The 17,640-nt window shown below is 37.1% G+C and carries 14 protein-coding genes; 6 read left to right on the forward strand and 8 right to left on the reverse strand.

Features of this window, described 5'->3' with window-relative positions; translation table 11 throughout:
* Positions 1 to 384: 384 nt before the first annotated feature.
* The gene (locus tag IGJ00_RS14990) at positions 385 to 618 is read right to left on the reverse strand and encodes a hypothetical protein (RefSeq protein ID WP_071867572.1); all 234 of its coding nucleotides are present in this window, start codon (positions 616 to 618) and stop codon (positions 385 to 387) included.
* A 303-nt stretch (positions 619 to 921) separates the two neighbouring features.
* Here IGJ00_RS14990 and IGJ00_RS14995 point away from each other — a divergent pair, with 303 nt between their 5' ends.
* The 3 genes from IGJ00_RS14995 (at position 922) to IGJ00_RS15005 (ending at position 4,526) form a co-directional block, all read left to right on the forward strand.
* Entirely contained in the window at positions 922 to 2,295 is a 1,374-nt protein-coding gene (locus tag IGJ00_RS14995; RefSeq protein WP_438844566.1) for a hypothetical protein, read from the forward strand.
* A gap of 287 nt (positions 2,296 to 2,582) precedes the next feature.
* On the forward strand, positions 2,583 to 3,455 hold the full coding sequence (locus IGJ00_RS15000) for a hypothetical protein (RefSeq protein ID WP_438844567.1): 873 nt from the start codon (positions 2,583 to 2,585) through the stop codon (positions 3,453 to 3,455).
* Positions 3,456 to 3,680: 225 nt separating this feature from the next.
* Positions 3,681 to 4,526, forward strand: coding sequence for a hypothetical protein (locus IGJ00_RS15005; protein WP_438844568.1), 846 nt, complete (start codon positions 3,681 to 3,683; stop codon positions 4,524 to 4,526).
* A gap of 627 nt (positions 4,527 to 5,153) precedes the next feature.
* Here the strand turns inward: IGJ00_RS15005 and IGJ00_RS15010 are convergent.
* The 4 genes from IGJ00_RS15010 to IGJ00_RS15025 form a co-directional block, all read right to left on the reverse strand.
* A complete protein-coding gene (locus IGJ00_RS15010; RefSeq protein ID WP_074800996.1) occupies positions 5,154 to 6,143 on the reverse strand; it encodes a polyprenyl synthetase family protein in 990 nt (329 codons plus the stop codon).
* A 22-nt stretch (positions 6,144 to 6,165) separates the two neighbouring features.
* Complete coding sequence (locus tag IGJ00_RS15015) at positions 6,166 to 6,732, reverse strand: Gx transporter family protein (protein WP_010733918.1); 567 nt, start codon at positions 6,730 to 6,732, stop codon at positions 6,166 to 6,168.
* Positions 6,733 to 6,744: 12 nt separating this feature from the next.
* Positions 6,745 to 7,155 carry a NusG domain II-containing protein gene (locus IGJ00_RS15020; protein WP_010733917.1) on the reverse strand — a complete coding sequence of 137 codons (411 nt, stop codon included), beginning with the start codon at positions 7,153 to 7,155 and terminating at the stop codon, positions 6,745 to 6,747.
* A 242-nt stretch (positions 7,156 to 7,397) separates the two neighbouring features.
* Positions 7,398 to 9,329: an NAD(P)/FAD-dependent oxidoreductase gene (locus IGJ00_RS15025; RefSeq protein WP_071867578.1), complete on the reverse strand. Its 1,932-nt coding sequence runs from the start codon at positions 9,327 to 9,329 to the stop codon at positions 7,398 to 7,400.
* Positions 9,330 to 9,634: 305 nt separating this feature from the next.
* On the opposite strand from IGJ00_RS15025, the gene pplA reads away from it, so the two are divergent.
* The 3 genes from pplA (at position 9,635) to menA (ending at position 12,866) form a co-directional block, all read left to right on the forward strand.
* Positions 9,635 to 10,573, forward strand: a complete 939-nt coding sequence (gene pplA / locus IGJ00_RS15030) for an extracellular electron transfer flavoprotein PplA (RefSeq protein ID WP_071867579.1) — start codon at positions 9,635 to 9,637, stop codon at positions 10,571 to 10,573.
* Between the two features lie 229 nt (positions 10,574 to 10,802).
* Positions 10,803 to 11,900: an FAD:protein FMN transferase gene (locus tag IGJ00_RS15035; RefSeq protein ID WP_438844569.1), complete on the forward strand. Its 1,098-nt coding sequence runs from the start codon at positions 10,803 to 10,805 to the stop codon at positions 11,898 to 11,900.
* A 12-nt stretch (positions 11,901 to 11,912) separates the two neighbouring features.
* Positions 11,913 to 12,866 (forward strand): 1,4-dihydroxy-2-naphthoate polyprenyltransferase, encoded by a 954-nt coding sequence (gene menA / locus IGJ00_RS15040; protein ID WP_071867581.1) that lies wholly within the window; start codon positions 11,913 to 11,915, stop codon positions 12,864 to 12,866.
* Between the two features lie 55 nt (positions 12,867 to 12,921).
* Here the strand turns inward: menA and IGJ00_RS15045 are convergent, their stop codons facing one another.
* Genes IGJ00_RS15045 through IGJ00_RS15055 form a run of 3 tightly spaced genes read right to left on the reverse strand, consistent with a single transcriptional unit; the run spans position 12,922 to position 17,630 of the window.
* Entirely contained in the window at positions 12,922 to 13,545 is a 624-nt protein-coding gene (locus IGJ00_RS15045) for a hypothetical protein (RefSeq protein ID WP_071867582.1), read from the reverse strand.
* Positions 13,546 to 14,481 carry a hypothetical protein gene (locus tag IGJ00_RS15050; protein WP_438844570.1) on the reverse strand — a complete coding sequence of 312 codons (936 nt, stop codon included), beginning with the start codon at positions 14,479 to 14,481 and terminating at the stop codon, positions 13,546 to 13,548.
* A gap of 59 nt (positions 14,482 to 14,540) precedes the next feature.
* On the reverse strand, positions 14,541 to 17,630 hold the full coding sequence (locus IGJ00_RS15055) for a lysozyme family protein (RefSeq protein ID WP_438844571.1): 3,090 nt from the start codon (positions 17,628 to 17,630) through the stop codon (positions 14,541 to 14,543).
* Positions 17,631 to 17,640: the final 10 nt, after the last annotated feature.

Raw genomic sequence — 17,640 nt, forward strand, 5'->3', positions numbered from 1 at the left:
TAACATTTGCCTACGCTTTTATCTAGATGCTCTGTCGCAAACTGTGATGCACGTCGTCAAGCAATTGAGACCGAGTAACTATTTTTCCCCGAAATAGTTTTCGGCAATCAAGTGGTGTTCTATGTGTGTGTTGTTTCCTCTATTTACTACTTCTAATTCATTCATAAGCGTATCTATTGAAGACCAACGATCGCTTTCTCAGCTTCTTCCTATACAGAACCCTCTTCCATTTAACGCCCCCTTTTTTGTTTTGCTGTCGTTCTGTTTGTATCATAACGCACAAGAAAATGAATGAATTGTTTTGTATTGAATTACAACATTTTTTATTTCCACATTAAATTCAACGATCTCTTACTGGCTAATCCCAACCTCAATTAACTATTCTCAAATTTTGCAAAATTGTAATTGATTTGCTTTAGAAGAAGAAAAATATTCGATCTTCAAGTTGAATTTTTTTACAATCAAACAGCGGATCAAAAATTTATCTGCCGCAGACAAAGGTTGCTGATACTCTTCTTCAATATCACGAAATGAAAAATTTCTTTTCTTCTCACTTAATTTTGTTACGATTTCAATCACCGTTAATTGCGTTAATTCTGATGTATATTCTTTTCTCACAGCTGCTCTCCTTTATTCATAGCGTTCTTTAATCCAGAATATAGCATGGAATTTTTCTTGTTGGGGACAATTTTTTTCCAAAAACAAAAAAAGATTGTTTTAAATAAACGAATCGATCCATTTGAGTAATTTAATCCATAACATGAACGAAAGTCACCTCTGCTCTGCAATCCATCCAAAATAACATCTTTTAGCAAAAGATCAATACTAAAAATTTACATATTATAGAAATAATCGGTACATACCAACAGTTGAAAAATGATATTTTTTTTATATATTAATAAAGATAACTGAGGAGAAACAATGGAGAAACTTAAAAAAAATATAGAGGTGACAAGATTTTTAAATACAGCCATTAGAGATGGTGTTTTAAACCCACAAGCAATCGGTCAAGAAAGTTTATCTCGCTTGAGATTACACATATTGATAAAAGAGCAATCGTTAACTATAAATTTAAAAGCGCCGAATCTTTCTGACAACGCCTTTCATAGGATCAGTAAACAATTAGATGTTGTGAAAAGATTCTCACAACAGACAACATCGATCACAGCTGAAAATATCCAGTTGTCTGCTAAACAAATCGACCAGAAAATTGAACGTTTAAACGAAAAAGACAGCGAGTTGAATGAACAAATCAAGGAAATTAAAAGTGAAGTAAAAAAATATTCGAGCAGAACAGCCAATCCGGATCAATATAACAAGGCAACAACAAAACTCAATAACGTAAATAAAGAACTAAACAATAATCGAAATAACATCTACAGTCATCGCGCAATGAAACTTGTCCTAAAAGAACAAGAACGCCAACAAGTAAAAAGCAATCGTCGAGAATCCGTTGATCAGTCGCCGAGACGACAATCCGTTTCTCAAGTAAAATCTGAACCTCGTCAGTCCGTTGTACAAAAGCTTTCTACGCCCCGGCAATCACTCGCACAGCAACAGGAAAAACGAACAGAAAAAATAGACAGCCTGACAGAAAAGATCATGAATACAGAAAAAATAATACAGGCGCTTGCAAAAGAAAGAGATGGTCTCGTTAGCAATCCTAACGTAAAAGAAGAATTCGCTATATACACTGAAGGTATCCAACTTCATCGAAAACAAGCAGATAATCTTTACCATCAACTGGGGACTATTGATTCAAAAATTGCAACGAAGTTAGAAAAAAAATTTGCTGATTCCCCTTATGGCAAAGTCGCTTGTCCACTAACACCTAAAGAAATTTCTGCAATCAAAGTAGCGAAGGCCAATGAAAAGTTCAATCAATCTTACCGCAACTCATCTCCTGAACCTAAAATGAACAAAAAGCTAAGAATAGACACGGGAAAAACCCTGTCCGAAAGCGAAAAAATAGCTGAGAAGAAGAAGTTGATGCAAGCAACTAAACATAATTTGCAGAAAATCGAGAAAAAATTACAAAAGTACCAAAATCGTAAAAAAAATATTTTCGGTCTGATTGCGAATGCCTTTCAAAGAAAAAAAATCCAAAGTTTAAAAGATAAGAAAACTGATTTGATAAACACTCTCGAACAACCGCAAAAAAAACCGCAAAAAGGTATCCTAAAACCAACATTTAAAGAACAAGTAACTGACGCTCATAATAAACAAGAACAACAAATGAAAAATCAAAAACAGCGTGGAGATCGAACACAATCCCCTGGTTTTAGCAGATCATGATCATCGCCCAAACAGATAAAGATTTTCTAGCTAAAGTGGCTCAAGCAATCCATATATTTATAGTTAGTTATTTTATTTACTTTGTTTCATTACAAAAAGATACACGAAATCCCAAAGAGGAAGTTCTATCATTCGATCAATATACATGTTTTATCATTCATTTTACAACGTTTTACAATTACACGTTTTATATCAAAAATTTTTCTTAATAGAAATTATCGGCACTGTATATCAATGAGAAAATGTTATGTTTGTTTATATATAACCAATAAGAAAAGGAGATAGATATGGCTAAGAATGAGCAAGATAAACAACCTATCACACAGGGGGAGAAAACAGCAATCACTCAACTGTCGAATCAAATTATCAACTCTGAAAATAAGATCGAAGAGTTAAAAGGAAAACGAGAGGCACTTGGGGACATTTCGAAATCTTCAGAAAAATATCAAGAACTAACAGAAGCTATCAGAACCCATAGAAAAAGAGTTCATGTTTTGTATGAAAAAATCGAAAAAATTTCACCCCCACATGCCGACAGATTGGAGAAATACATAGATAACCATTTCAGCCAAGACAAAAACGTCACGAAGAGCAATGAGAAAATCGTTAATGAACCTATCTATGAAACCATTCCTGGAGATAGGAAAAATAGGATGGAAGAGGTCGATGTCCCAATCACATCAAAAAGGCCTCGATCAAAAGAAGAAATTCAGTCGGCTGTTAAATCTGCTAATGATAAATTCAATGAATCCCATAAAGATATATCTTCAAAATCATATGATAAAAGAGAGAGAACAATCGAAATCAAAAAACAACCTATTAAGGATGATAGGAGTCAAAAACTTACGCTAGATAAAGCCAACAAAAAGTTACACCAAACGGAAAAAAACCTAGCTACTTTCAAAAAAAGAAATAAGACGTTAACTGGCAAAATCATGAATTTATTTGGTGGGAAAAATAAAGAAGAATTAATGAACCAAAAAAAATTATTGATTGATCAAATAAAAATTTTAAAAGGAGAACCTGTAAAAGGAATTCTGAAACCGCCGTTGACTGAGAAGTTAGCTAACGCACAGGAAAAGGTCAAAGCTAACGCCCAAGAAAAAGCAAATCCAACACTAAATAATCGACCAAAAACTAATCCTGCTCTTTCAAAGTAAAACAACTTTAAACTAAATAATCTAGGATATTGACCAAAAAATAATGGTCAATATCCTTTTTTATGCTACCAAACAAGCTTTTCCCTTCTTTGCTTTCTCGCTCATGTTTCAAGAGCAAGAAATGGTCACACTAATTTTCCTTACTTAGAAATTATCGGTATAAATCAAGAAGATTAAAATGCTATTTTTGTTTATGTAACCAAGACAAGAGATGAGGAACTAATTATGGATAATCGTAAAGAAAACAATATGTCAGTAGAAAAGATGAGACAGCGCTCAAGGGAATTAAGTAAGCACCTACCAAAAAGTCCAGGTACAGAAATCAAACAACTGACAAAAAGCCTGATGAATACAGTAGCTCGGATTCACGAGCTAAAGGGAGAAAGAGAACAGCTTACCGATCGTTCCACATCTTCAAAAAAATATAGAGAACTAACCGCTGGCATCAAAAATAATGAACAAAGAGCGCAGGATTTACTTGATAAAATCGACAAGGTGTCACCAAAACAAGTGGATAAACTGGTAGAACGATATACAGACTCTGCTGAACCGGTCTACAAAATGATGTCTGATGATACGAAAAGCAGGGAAAAAGATGTGCCACTCCCTGAAATACGTGACCGCATAAAAAAAGAAGTGCCTGATGCTGTTGTGGAAGCGAATCGTAAGTTCAATGAAATACATAAAAGTATTTCTAAAGAACCTTATGCGAATCGACAGCAAAAAGTAATGTTTGATACAAAAAAACTAGCAAATGGAATAGATAGAAAAGTGGATTCCAATAAAAAGTCTCACAGGAGAGATGAACCGATCTACGAAACGATTCCTGAAAATGCTAAAAGTAATGCGAAAGGGACTGAACCTCCCAGAAAACGTGACCACACAGATAAAGCAATTGGGAAGTCTAGTCATAAGTTACAGGCCACATCATTACAAAAAAAGAGTTTACCTGAGACTCAGAAACTTACATTGAAAGATAGGATCAATCATGCGCACCACCAAAAGGAAAACAATCGTCTAAACCAAACACTAAGCAATCGACCACAAACTAGCCCGAGCCTTGGAAGATAAAAAATAAAAAACCAGAGAAATCCTTATCAGTCAAGACTGCATAAGGATTTCTCTGGTTTTTATCGACTCATTTATTCTTGTCATTCAGCGACATTTCCCCCAAAATGTTAACACTACTGATTGTCAGAATAAACAAAAAAATGAATGTTTTAACTACTTGTTTTGTCCATGGTTCACTCAATATTATGTATTATTTCTTATGTGCTTTGATTTCCCTCCTTTATTCTTCCTCCGTCATTTTATGTACTTACGTCCATAAATAAAACGATGTAAGCTCCTGTTCGATAAACGATCCATGTCCATTCTATTAATGGTTCATGTTTTTAAGAGCAACAAATTACTGATACGTATGGAACTACTAAATGGAAATCAGTAACCATGCGATACCTATTATTTAGCATACCTCTTTCTTTCAGAGGGTGCAAAACCACTTTTTCTGTGCAAAGAAAAAAATGAGCTTGGGACATTAGTCACCTTGCATCCCCTAGAACCGAATAAACGGTGTTCCAGAAGTAACTCCTTCAGAAATAAGCGTGAAACCCCAAAAAATTTGAAAAACAATTTTCGGGGTTTCACGCATATTTCTCGGAGGTGAACACTTCTGTCACAACCTCAGTTTTATATAACTTAGTCTACTCGTCTTAGAATCAATGACGTCAAAGTTTCTAATGTTTCTTTTGTTTGTACCGAAGTATTTGGTAATTTTTTTATTTCTTTTAGTGCTTGTTTCGTATAGGATTCTGCCAACTTCTGGGCGCTTTCGACCCCTTGTGCCTCAACAACTAGTTGTTGAACCTTCTCAGCTTCTGCTTGTGTCATTTGTTTTTCTTTGGACAAATATTCAAGTAATTCTGCTTTTTTGTCTGTTTGTAACGCATAGATCAAAGGGAGTGAATACACCCCTTGACGAATATCTTCAAGTACAGGCTTACCGATATCTTCGCTCTGTTTTGTATAATCTAAAATGTCATCAATGATTTGAAAAGCCATACCGATCGCTAAACCGATATCCCCGGCTTTTTTTGCAAAACGCTCGCTTGTCCCACTTTCATATGCCCCTACAAAACAACTCAATTGAAACAGTTCAGCGGTTTTACCAGAAATATTCTGTAAGTATTCCTCAACCGTCAACTGGGTATTGTATCTATCATCCATTTGCCCAAGCTCGCCATTCAATACTTTTTCCATACTTCGTGCATTTAATTGCATACTCTTTAAGGAAGAGGTATATTCGGATAAAAGTTTGAAACAACAAACAAATAAATAATCCCCGGCATAAACAGCGACACTATTGCCAAAACGGCTACGTAAGTTGGGCTGTCCTCTGCGTAAGTCAGCTTCATCAACGATATCATCATGGATCAACGTAGCAATGTGTAGCATCTCAATAGATGCTGCCAACGAAATAGCTTTTTCGCGATCTTGCTCCGGCCCAAATTGAGCAAATAATAATTGATACGCCGGACGCAGTAACTTTCCACCTGCATGAATCGTTTCTTTTATCGCTTCTTCTACTGGTTTGTTTTTCAGCCGAACAACACTTTCCATTTTTTTTAGTGTTTGGTTCAATTCCACTTGGATCGTTGGATAGTCCACCCACATTTGATGTAACTTCATAAAAAAACTCCTTGTATAACGCTTATTTTTTCAGAAATACCGATTGCCATTGACTATTAGTCTGCCGATCATAGTCTGCTTGGAATCGCTGAAGTGTTCTCACGTGTTTCAGCAGATAATTAGCAGCTATCCCTATAGCCAATCCTGATAGAATGCCTAGAAATGATAAAATCGGTAAGTAGAGCATGACTGTCCATGATTGAGCGATAAACGACGCGGTCAATAACTGACCAACATTATGCATAAATCCACCTGTTGCGCTGATCCCAATAATGCTAACCCTTTTAGGACCCAGTTGTTTGACTATCAACATACCTACATAACTCAATAACGCACCACTCATACTGTAAAGAAACGTCGAAATCGTGCCGCCTAATAACGTGGTTAAAAATAAACGCAACCAAAGTAATAAGAAGCTATCTCGTTTTTTCATTGTAAAAATTGCCACAATCGTAATCAAATTAGCCAATCCTAGTTTTGCACCTGGCGCAAAAGCGAAAGGATAAGGAATCATATTTTCCAATAAACCGATGATCACACCTTGGGCAACTAATAAAGATATATAGATCATTTTTTGTAATTTACTCATGACGTGAACCGTCTAATAAATCAGACTGTCTTCCCCACTCCCGTCTGTTGATCGCACTTCGATCACTAATTTGTGAGGCAAACAAACGATTGTTTCACCATTATTCGTTGCCCAGCCTCGGCGAACGCAAATCTGGTCGTCGCAGTCTGCTTCTTTGATCCGAATTCGTTCCCCATCAATCTCAATCACGTTTTTATCACCATGATCATCTTCGTATAAATAGGTATAAGCTTTGGTTTCAGTTACCAACGGAAAAGTCTTGATTTCTGTTCCATCGACTCGTAGCACCGCTTCTTTATTTGGTGTTGCATCCACTTGTTGATAACTAAAGATGACAACCGGTAAGAATGAGAGCATGACTAACAAAAGAATAATGATGATATCCCAAGGTTTTAATAAACTTTTTTGAATAAATTCTTTCAAGTACTCACTCCCTTTTTCTCCTCATTTGATTGCTCCAATTTTACCATGAATAACGAAGGTTGTGAATGAGAGGCACAACTCAGCTAATCGAAGGATTTGATCCATTCATCATTTCTATACGAACCTATTTAAGAAAAAGACGAGCTTGGAATGTTTGCACACCCCAAGCTCCTCCTTATTTCTTCTCATGTCATGATTTTAGTTGCTAAAATCATTTTGATTGTTTGAATTGTTAACTTTCTCTATTCGCCGTAACGTGCCTTTGGTTTCCCGTACCACCAATTACCGAGTGTTTTTTGTAACCAAGGAATCACCCAACGATCCAAACCGATCGCACGACCTGAACCATTCATCAATGCAAAAGCCACAAAGATGAACCAGATGTTTACCCAATAGAACATACCAGAAATACAGAAAGTGATGACTAAGACAATCGTTGTTGCACTACATAACCAAGTGAATAAACCGGCAATCAATGCTAACGCTAACGCGATTTCAAAGAAGACCATGAATTTTTGGAAGAACATCGCTACATCGTTATTTGGCATGATGACTTGCATGATGCTATTGAACCAGTCTGGTGATTTATCAAGCACTGCCATTGGTTCTTCACCATACGCATAGCTCAACCCAAAATGTGCCGCTTGCGTTGCTGCTTCTCCAGTTGTCGCACCTGCGCCACTCGCAGCTGTTGTTGCATCACCTGCTGCTGAAGCCCCACTTGCTACATCTGCTACATTGTACTCCCAAGTCCAAGGGAACACACTGTTACCAGTAAACCATGAACCTTCACCAAACCAAGTGCTTGGTTTTAATACTTCACCATTACCGATCATTTTCTTAGAAGCTTCGACTAACCAAACGAGACCGTAGAAGATTCGTAATGGGACGCTCCATAAAACATTGCCGTAACGAGAAGAATGACCACGAGTCACATTGCGATCATCTTTGATATGGAAGAATTCGTGCATCATATATTGGAACATATAATAACCTGAACGGATATCAAAGAAATATTTCAAGTTGACGATATGCTTCATGATGATTGCTAAAAAGCCACTTAAATGGATTTTGTCAAAAAGGTTCGCTACACCCCATTTTGCGCCAACTGAAACCATGAATCCTTGATAATTGCCTTTGAATTTATGTTTCTCGCCACCTTTGATCGAAGCCACGATATTCGCTGCAGCTGTATGACCAGTTTGTTCTGCGGCTTGAACGATCTGTGGTGTTGGTGTATTAGGGAATTCTTCGTAATACACTAAGTCACCAATGATATAGATATTTTGTTCTTCATAGCCTTTTGCTTGCATATATTCGTTTGCTACTAAACGTTGACCGCGTGCAGTCTCTAATCCGAAATCAGCCGCATCTGTTGTTCCTTTGACACCTGCTGTCCAAATCAATGTATGCGTAGGCACTTCACGACCGTCTTTTAATTTGATATGGTCAGGAGCGACTTCAACGATTGGCGCATTCAATAATAGCTCAACATTCTTTTTATTTAAATAACGTTCTGCTTTGGCTGCATCGTTACGGTCCAACATATTCAAAATCGTTGGCATTGCTTCAACAACCATTAGTGTAATCTCATTTGGATCTAGTTTGTAGTCTTTGGCTAAACGATCTTTCCAATCTACTAGCTCACCGATCATTTCGATTCCCGTAAACCCAGAACCACACACAACAAACGTCAACATTGCTTTACGCAATTTTTCGTCTGGTTCTAATGCTGCTTTTTCGACTGTTTTCTCAATGTGCTTACGAATCTTAACGGAATCTTCAAATGACCAAAGAGTAAAGCCGTTTTCTTTCACACCTGGCGTACCAAAATCATTTGGTTCACCACCCATACCTAAAATCAATTGGTCGAATGGATAAGCGCCTAATTTGGTTTTGACGATTTTTTTCTCTTTGTCGATGCCGATTACTGTATCAGTAACTAGATCTACATTTTTTTGTCTTGCAAATAATCGTTGTAAATCGTACTGGATCGCCTCTGGTTCCACACGTCCGCCTGCAACTTCGTGAAGTTCTGTCATCATCGTGTGGTACGAATGACGATCAATCAATGTGATTGTTACGTCTTCTTTTTTCAGTTTCTTTGCTAAGTGTTTTGTAGCTGAAACACCTGCATAACCAGCACCCACAACGACAATATTTTGCTTTGTCATTGAATATCCGCTCCTTATTTTTCATCTATATAAATTATTAATAGTTGATCGTTTTTTCAATTTGATAATGATTACACAATCTTTATACATTATATAGATGTTTTATATATTTGTCTAACACCTTTTTATGTTTTTTTTGTTACAATAAAAACGCCTGTTTTTCACGAAAATTCCAGAAAGAAAACGCTCAATTAAATCACTTCCGTTATTTTTGTAAAACGGTTGACTTATTGATGATATCCATTAGAATGTATAATGAATCACAAGGAATTTGTGGACAAAAAATGAAATGGCGGGGTTAAAAAATGAAGAAAAATCGGTTTGTTACGGGGTTTGCGGTATTAGCATTCTCAACATTATTGCTAGGAGCTTGTGGATCAGATAACAATGATAGTTCAAGTAGTACATCTTCTTCTACTTCTACTGCACAATCTTCTACAACAGAAACTAGTACAACAGAATCATCTAAGGAAATCGTTGCTGGTGGAGAATTACAAGACGGTACATATAAGTTAGAAGAGAAAAACTACTCTAATGGTTACCGTTCAGTCTTTGAAATGGTCGTGAAAGACGGTAAGATCACTGAATCAAATTTTGATTACATCGATGCAGATGGCAAATCAAAACAAGATGACACAGAATACAACGAAAAAATGGAAGAGAAATCTGGTACAAATCCAGAAATGTTCATTCCTGAATTAAATGAGCAATTGCTAAGTGCACAAAGCGCAAGTGGTGTAGAAGTTGTTACTGGTGCGACACATTCATCAGAAAGTTTCCAAAACTATGCACAACAATTGATCCAAGCGGCTCAAGCAGGCAACACAGAAACGATTGAAATCGACAATGGTGCTGAACTTAAAGACGGCACATACAAATTAGAAGAGAAAAACTATTCAAATGGCTACCGTGTACAATTTGAATTGACAGTTGCAGATGGCAAAGTTACTGACTCAAACTTTGATTACATCGATGCAGATGGCAAATCAAAACAAGATGATACAGAGTACAACGAAAAGATGAAAGAAAAATCTGGTACTGACCCTCAAACTTACATCCCAGAATTAAACGATGAACTTGTTTCAGCAATGGGCGAAGAAGATGGTTCTCCAGCAGATGTTGAAGTGATTACTGGTGCAACACACAGTGCACATTCATTCATCATGTACGCACAACAATTAGTGAATGCCGCTGAAAAAGGTGACACACAAACAATTGAAGTCGACAACATTGTGACAAAATAAACTTTGTCCTACAAAAGGCTCATCTGCCTTTACGATAATACTTTTGGAGATGTGGCAACTGTCACATCTCTTTTTCTATTCTATTCTATATAAACGTACATCCCCCGAAAAAAAGATGTTCATTCCTGCCAGATTATATTAGAATACAAAGCATGAGCTTACTTTTTGATTTCACTAAGAGAGTTCTTTTATGTGAAATAAGCAATAGATAAAAAGAAATGAGGAATAGATGTTGAAGAAACGATTACTCCCTTTCGTCTTGCTCTTGTGCCTACTGACTATTGCGGGCTGTAGCACAGATCAAACAACGGAAGGAAAACAAGAGAACAACACTTCACTGCTTTCTGACCCTTACACAGATGAACAATTTTTACTTGGTACTTACGTGCGTATCCGTATCTACGATGAAGGGAAAGAAGACGTATTAAAACCTGCTTTTGACCGTGTCAAAGAGTTGGGCGATAAAATCACGATCAATCAAAGCGGCTCCGAAGTTGATGAAATCAATCAACAAGCAGGAATCCAACCAGTCAAAGTGTCCGATGATGTGTACCGTTTATTAAAACGAGCATATGAGTATAGCGAAGACTCACATGGAGGCTTTGATATGGCAATCGGTCCAATCACACAACTCTGGCGTATCGGTTTCGATGATGCCCGTAAGCCATCACAAGCAGAAATTGATGAAGCATTGAAGTTAGTCGACTACCATAAAGTCCAATTCAATGATGAGGAAAAGACTGTTTACTTGCAAGAAAAAGGCATGATCCTTGATCTAGGGGCAATTGCGAAAGGGTTCATTACCGATGAAGTCGTCAAAGTCTTGAAAGACAATGATGTAACGACTGCGATCGTCGATCTAGGTGGGAATGTCTATGTTCTTGGACACAGTCCTAGAGGAGAAGATCAAGATTGGACAGTCGGTATCCAAGATCCGAATCTTGCCCGTGGATCGATCCTCGGCTCGATCAAAGAAAGAAATAAAACATTAGTCACATCTGGAATTTATGAGCGCTATTTAGAAGTCGATGGCGTGAAATATCATCACTTGTTTGATCCAAAAACTGGTTATCCATTTGATAATGACATTGCTGGTGTCACGATCATCACAGATGAATCCATTGATGGAGACGGACTATCTACTGCGGTCTTTGCCATGGGTGTCAAAGATGGCTTGGCTTACATCGAGGATAAACTGAATGACGGAACGGAGGCGATTTTTGTTACAAAAGATGATAAGGTCTATGTGACAGACCCAATCAAAGACACTTTCAAACTCGCTGAAGATTCAAAATATACCATGGGCAATCGTTCTGAATTAAACTAAGGAGTAACTGATATGACACTAAAAATCTTTTTAGAAGTAGTTGAACTACGTACGAAAGTCGCTAGTGTATTTCCTTTTGCGATAGGGGTTTTATTCTCTATCGCTTTTTTTCACGAAATACAGTGGTTGAACACTTTACTGTTTTTTATTGGTATGCTTGTCTTTGACTTAGCAACTACCGCAATCAATAACTATATGGATTATGAAAAAGCACATTCGGAAATTTATAAATATGAAGAGAACGTCATTGGACGGACTGGTATTTCACCAAAGCTTGTACGAAACATGATTTTGGCCATGATTGCTTTTGTCTTAGTCATCGGTATATTACTGACATTGAGGACCGGTTGGTTATTGTTGCTGATGGGTATGATTTGTTGTTTTATCGGAATCTTTTATACTTTTGGTCCTATCCCTTTATCACGTATGCCATTAGGAGAGATTTTCAGCGGTTTTACCATGGGTTTAGGGATATTTACGATGGTCATCTATATCAACACTCATCGTAGCGATCTATTTGATTTAACCCTATCTTTAACAACTGGCACCTTCAATTTATCTGGCAATATCTGGGCAGTAGCCGCCATCTTTCTTGCAGCACTCCCACTTGTTTTTACGATAGCAAATATTATGTTAGCGAATAATTTACGCGATTTGGAGCGAGATATTGAAAATCATCGGTATACGTTAGTTTTCTACATTGGTCGTCCAATCGGGATCATGCTGTTTCAACTTTTGATGTATGCGTGCTACCTGATTCTTTTAATAGGACTGATCAGTGGTATATTTCAATGGCCGATTCTTCTGGCTTTCTTGACTTTACCAAAAATCCATCTTAATCTCCAACTATTCAAAGAGAGTCTACCGCAGCCTATCAGTTTTAGCTATTCGATCAAAAATATGATTTTGTTCAACAGTAGTTATGCACTTGGTTTATTCGCAACGATTCTTCTCAATCAACTGTAGACATAAAAAACAGGTGGAAATTCTCCACCTGTTTTTTGGTCTATGGATCTACGATCTATCTCGTTGGTAATGGTGCCCCTTTTGCTAGTGGGTTTCTTGCCAAGCCATGACTTCTTAATGAATCATTGTGTAGTTTTGCTTGGCTACTCGCTCTACTCGTCATTGCGGAAAGTCTCGGCTTTCCATCTGGAGTGCCTCCTTTTTCAGCTGAATTACTTCTAGACAGTAAGGGCTTTTCAGCTGAATTTCGGCCATGGGACATTGAGGCAGTCCCTTGCTCCCTTGTCAGGTGGTCTCTACTAATGACAAGTTTACGTTTGACAAAGTTCCAGGCTTTGGATAAGTTTCCTTTTTCTTTTGAACCTTTGTCTATTAATTTTTCTCGCCCATCTGCGCGATTTTGCTGAAATGTTCTGAATTTTTGCCTTAAAAAATTCCAAGCTCTGGCTAAAATTCCTTTTTCTTTTTGACCTTTTTCTTTTAGATCTTTATTTTTCGGATTTTCTCGTGCTTCTTTACGGTTTTTTCGAAATACTTGGACTTTTCGATATACTTTTATTCCTAATTGTAAAACTTTTTTTACGAATCTATAGAGCCAAATTGGGCCTTTTTGAAACATTCTTTTAAAAATATTCTCGAGCTTATCGATTTCTGGATCTTTATCTGTGTTATTATGCATTTAGGTCACATCTCTTTCTGTTATAGTGACTGTATTGCCCTCTTCATCTGTGGTTTCTTGTGTTCTTGAGGTGTCTGAACGACTCGTCCCATCTTGTGTCATTTGTACAGACTCATAGGGCTTTTCAAATAGAGTGTTCCATTGGAAGCTTCCTTCATTTCCGAGTAACCTGTATTGATTCGCTTCTTCAGTGATTCTAAAAGTGATTGTTTTTTGTAGATTCCCACTGTCTGTTCGATTGACGATAAAGTTGGCACCCTCATGATCAGTATCAAATGAAACAATTCGATACTCAAACGTTACTTCTTCATCTGATCTCCCTTCTTCAATTTTTTTCTGAGTAAATGTGTCTTCTCCAAACACTAACGTAAAGGAACGATTGTTGTTCGTATTTTCCCATGTTCCTTGCATCAAGATATCCATCCACATTTGTGAAACTGCTCGTTGCGCGGCTTCAATCTGTTCAGAAATTTCTGCTTCTAACTGCGCTTTTACTTCTTCTGTAGGATAAAGATACAAATCCTCCCCATCCTCTTCTCGATATAAGATCGTGTTGCCCATCTTGGTTTGTAGGGCAAATTCTTTGGTTTGCTTATTATCGTTTTCTAAAACTACCTGTCCACTTGTATTTAAATAATAGATCCCTGATTCAAACCAATCACTGGAGACTTTATATGTTCCATCAGTTGCTAATTCGATTTCTGCATCATCTGGTAGATTAGAATACCAGGTACCACTGTAGATCGTCGCGTTAAAACGATCTCTTGACTCTGTCGTTGCTTGTTCTTCTGTCGTTGAGTCTGCTGATTGATCTGTATTTGCTTGTGTAGTATTCATTAATGAATACCCCACGAGCCCAGCAACGACAACAACAAATAATCCAAGTCCGATAATTATTTTTTTACCTGACTCTGTTTCTAAAAAATTTTTTAACATACTTCCTCCTTTCAAGATATCCTCTCAACCATCTATCAATTATTTTCAGTGTTATCTTCTTAAGGCAGGCCATATCCTGAAATAACATTACTCCCAATAGCGTAAGTTCTTCTTCTTACTAGATTGTCAGAGTTACCTTCGATGACCTGAATAATATTTCCGCCAGAATATTCAACGATCCCTACATGATCTTTTCCTGTTCTTCCACCAGACCAGTCAAAAAATACAAGGTCGCCAGATTGAGGAACATAGTTTTCATCATGTGTTTTGAACTTATCATTCGTTTCAAACCATTCTTTCATATCAAGAACATTTGCTGTATTCAATACTCGGCCTTGTTCCAAGTATCCCGCTTCATTCGCTATCCAAGAAACGAATACGGCTGACCACTCTATTCGATTGTTGAATCCAGCCCATCGCCAATACTTCTCACCATTCGGATTTCCCAATTCTCTTCTAGCGAGCTCAGCTAATCTGCCTGTATCTGCCATGATATTTCTTGTAACCATTGCGGTATAGAACATATTGCCAAAAACGTAGCGCCAGTTATAGCCCAATCCTTGTGCGACGATATGGTTGAAAGGAATGGTCTGATTATTACTTTTCATTTGTGCATATAAGCGCGCATCTTCAAAGGAATACGGTGCATTTCGATTGATCAGATCATCAAGATACGCTTCGCCATAATTATAGGCTTGGACCGCTGCCAGACCATTGAGATTATTGCTTTGTGCTTTTTTGAGCAGATAAGCAAAATATTCGACGCCTTTTTCAATTGATTCCTCTGGTGTAGTGATTCGTTCTGGAGATGATAGTGCCAGTTGCGCATTCATGATATCTGGCTGAATGGCTTCATTTCCACCAGATTCCACCCATATCATGGATAAAATCGCATTCGTATATGCTTCAATGCCATGTTTACTCGTTTGTTCCGCAACTCTATTTTGCCATTTAGTAACGGCTAATGGGGGATTGATTAGATTCCCTCGTAGTCCGCCACCATTACGCATATATGCTAAGTTGGTATCCGTACTAAAAACTAAATTATTGATATAAATCGCTGGATAAACGTCAGGATCTTTATGCCAGAAGCGATATTCTTTCATTGCAACTAATAAATTCCCATCAAACTGATTTCTTGTATAGCCAATCAAATCACCTGCTTCTAAGGTTCTTCCTGGCCTCACTACCGGATCAATATTGACATAATACGCATAATATAGACCTGTATCCGTTTCTATCGCTGTCGTTACAGGCGCTGAACCATCTGTATGACCAGCCTGATAACTATAGTTGATACTTTCCACTGTCTCAAAGGTGGTGGCATAAACAGGGGTTCCAGGTTCTGCTTCCAAAGCGATTTGGTAATGTTGCGTATTGGGATCACGTCCACGATAGCCAAAATTATCCACCACATTTGCATAGCTCATCTTACCAAATGGATTAGCCATGAAAATTTTATCTTCAAAGCGATCTTTCTCCATGATTGGGTAATATTTATCTACTTCATCTTCATCAAAAGCAATGACTCGTCCATAGTAATCATCCTCACCTGAATAACGTATATCCACATAGATATCTACTTCAGGATCCGAATCGAACATTTCACCAATCGTTTGTACATTAATTTTGACGGTAGCAACATCTTTTCTCTCACGTTTTACTTCTGTATGCTCTTCACCTGTTTCTTTATCGACCGTTATCACAACGGTTTCAACTTCTTTGTCCTTTTCAATAACGGTCGTGTAGTTGTAGACCATGTCATGTAACGCGTGGATTTCATCTTTTACAGTGAATACTTTGATTGGTTCAGGTGATAATGGATGTGGTGCCTCATGAAAAACGGCATATGTGCTATCCCTCAATGACCACGGAATCCAGACACCCGTTTTTTCTGCTACTCTTTTTCGATAGGTAGCAATGGCAATATTATCGATATCATAATCTTCAAATTTTGCATTCAAATAGTAGATATAGTTATCTCCGTTGGATATATACATAAATTGCTCTGGGTCCGATTCTATCCCGTTCACTTCAAAATAAACCTCATCATGCTCCGGGTCATCAACTAGTCGATTGTACGTATCATATACCTCTTTGTTTTTATAAGTATCTAACCACGTGACATAGTTGTATGCTTCGGTAATCATCATCGACTCTGTTTTTACGACAAATAAACTTAAAATCGTTGTCCAAAAAGAAACGAAGATCGAAATGATCGCAATAACCACTGCAACAATCAAGATGACTACGATCAATTTCAATAAGATAGGTAACTTTAGAATAATAAGTATGGTGATAAGCATACCAACCAAATTTAAATTACCCTCTTCATCTCGCCCAACTTTATCAATAATCAAGTCTTTGATTTTATTTTTAAAAGGATTTTTAGGCGAAATTTGATCTTTCAACATATTATCTAATTTGGCCCGCATATTCCTTTTAGCTGCAACCTTCTTTTTTCCTTCTTTTCGCTTATTGTTTCTTTTCTTTTTTTCAAGCTGTTCATTTTTAGACAGATGTAACGCTCTTTTTTGATTTTTATGACGTATCTTCGATGTAGTAGAGCTAATTTTTTCTTGTTGACCTGCTTGGTTTTCTAGCTTTACTTTACTGATGTATCCTTTATAGGTAGCATTTTTCTTTTGTCGGTCACGAATCTTTTGATGACGCTTCTTTTGATTAAAAATTGCTTGAGTATTCGCTTTTTCTTTTTTTTGTTCTGTGTTGTTATTAGTAACAGAAGCAGGAGCGATGGTTGTATCGACTTTATTAGGGCGCATCATTAAGTCATGTTGCTGTTGCTTTAGCTCATCTCTTCGACTCTCTCGAATTCTTTGTCGGCGACTGATGCTCTGGGTGTTGACCGTTTTACCTTTATCGATGCTATCGAAAGATTCCTTATTCACATTATTTTTATCGTTTTTACTTTGTTTTCTCTGAAAAATTGCTTGTTGCGATTTTCTTTTGATATGAGGATTGTTCCCCTTTAATAACTTCAACAGCTTTTTTCTTCGAGAAGTACTAATGGAATTACCTTTTTTTAAAGATAGTTTACTACCTTTCACTACCATTTTTTTGTTATTTTTGCTAGTAGTTGTAGCGTTCTTACCTGCCCTGTTCTTGTCTAAAATTTTTGAATCAGCCACTTTCCTGTTT

Origin of the sequence: Enterococcus sp. AZ062, assembly GCF_051715065.1 — a bacterium.
Lineage (GTDB): Bacteria > Bacillota > Bacilli > Lactobacillales > Enterococcaceae > Enterococcus_B > Enterococcus_B mundtii.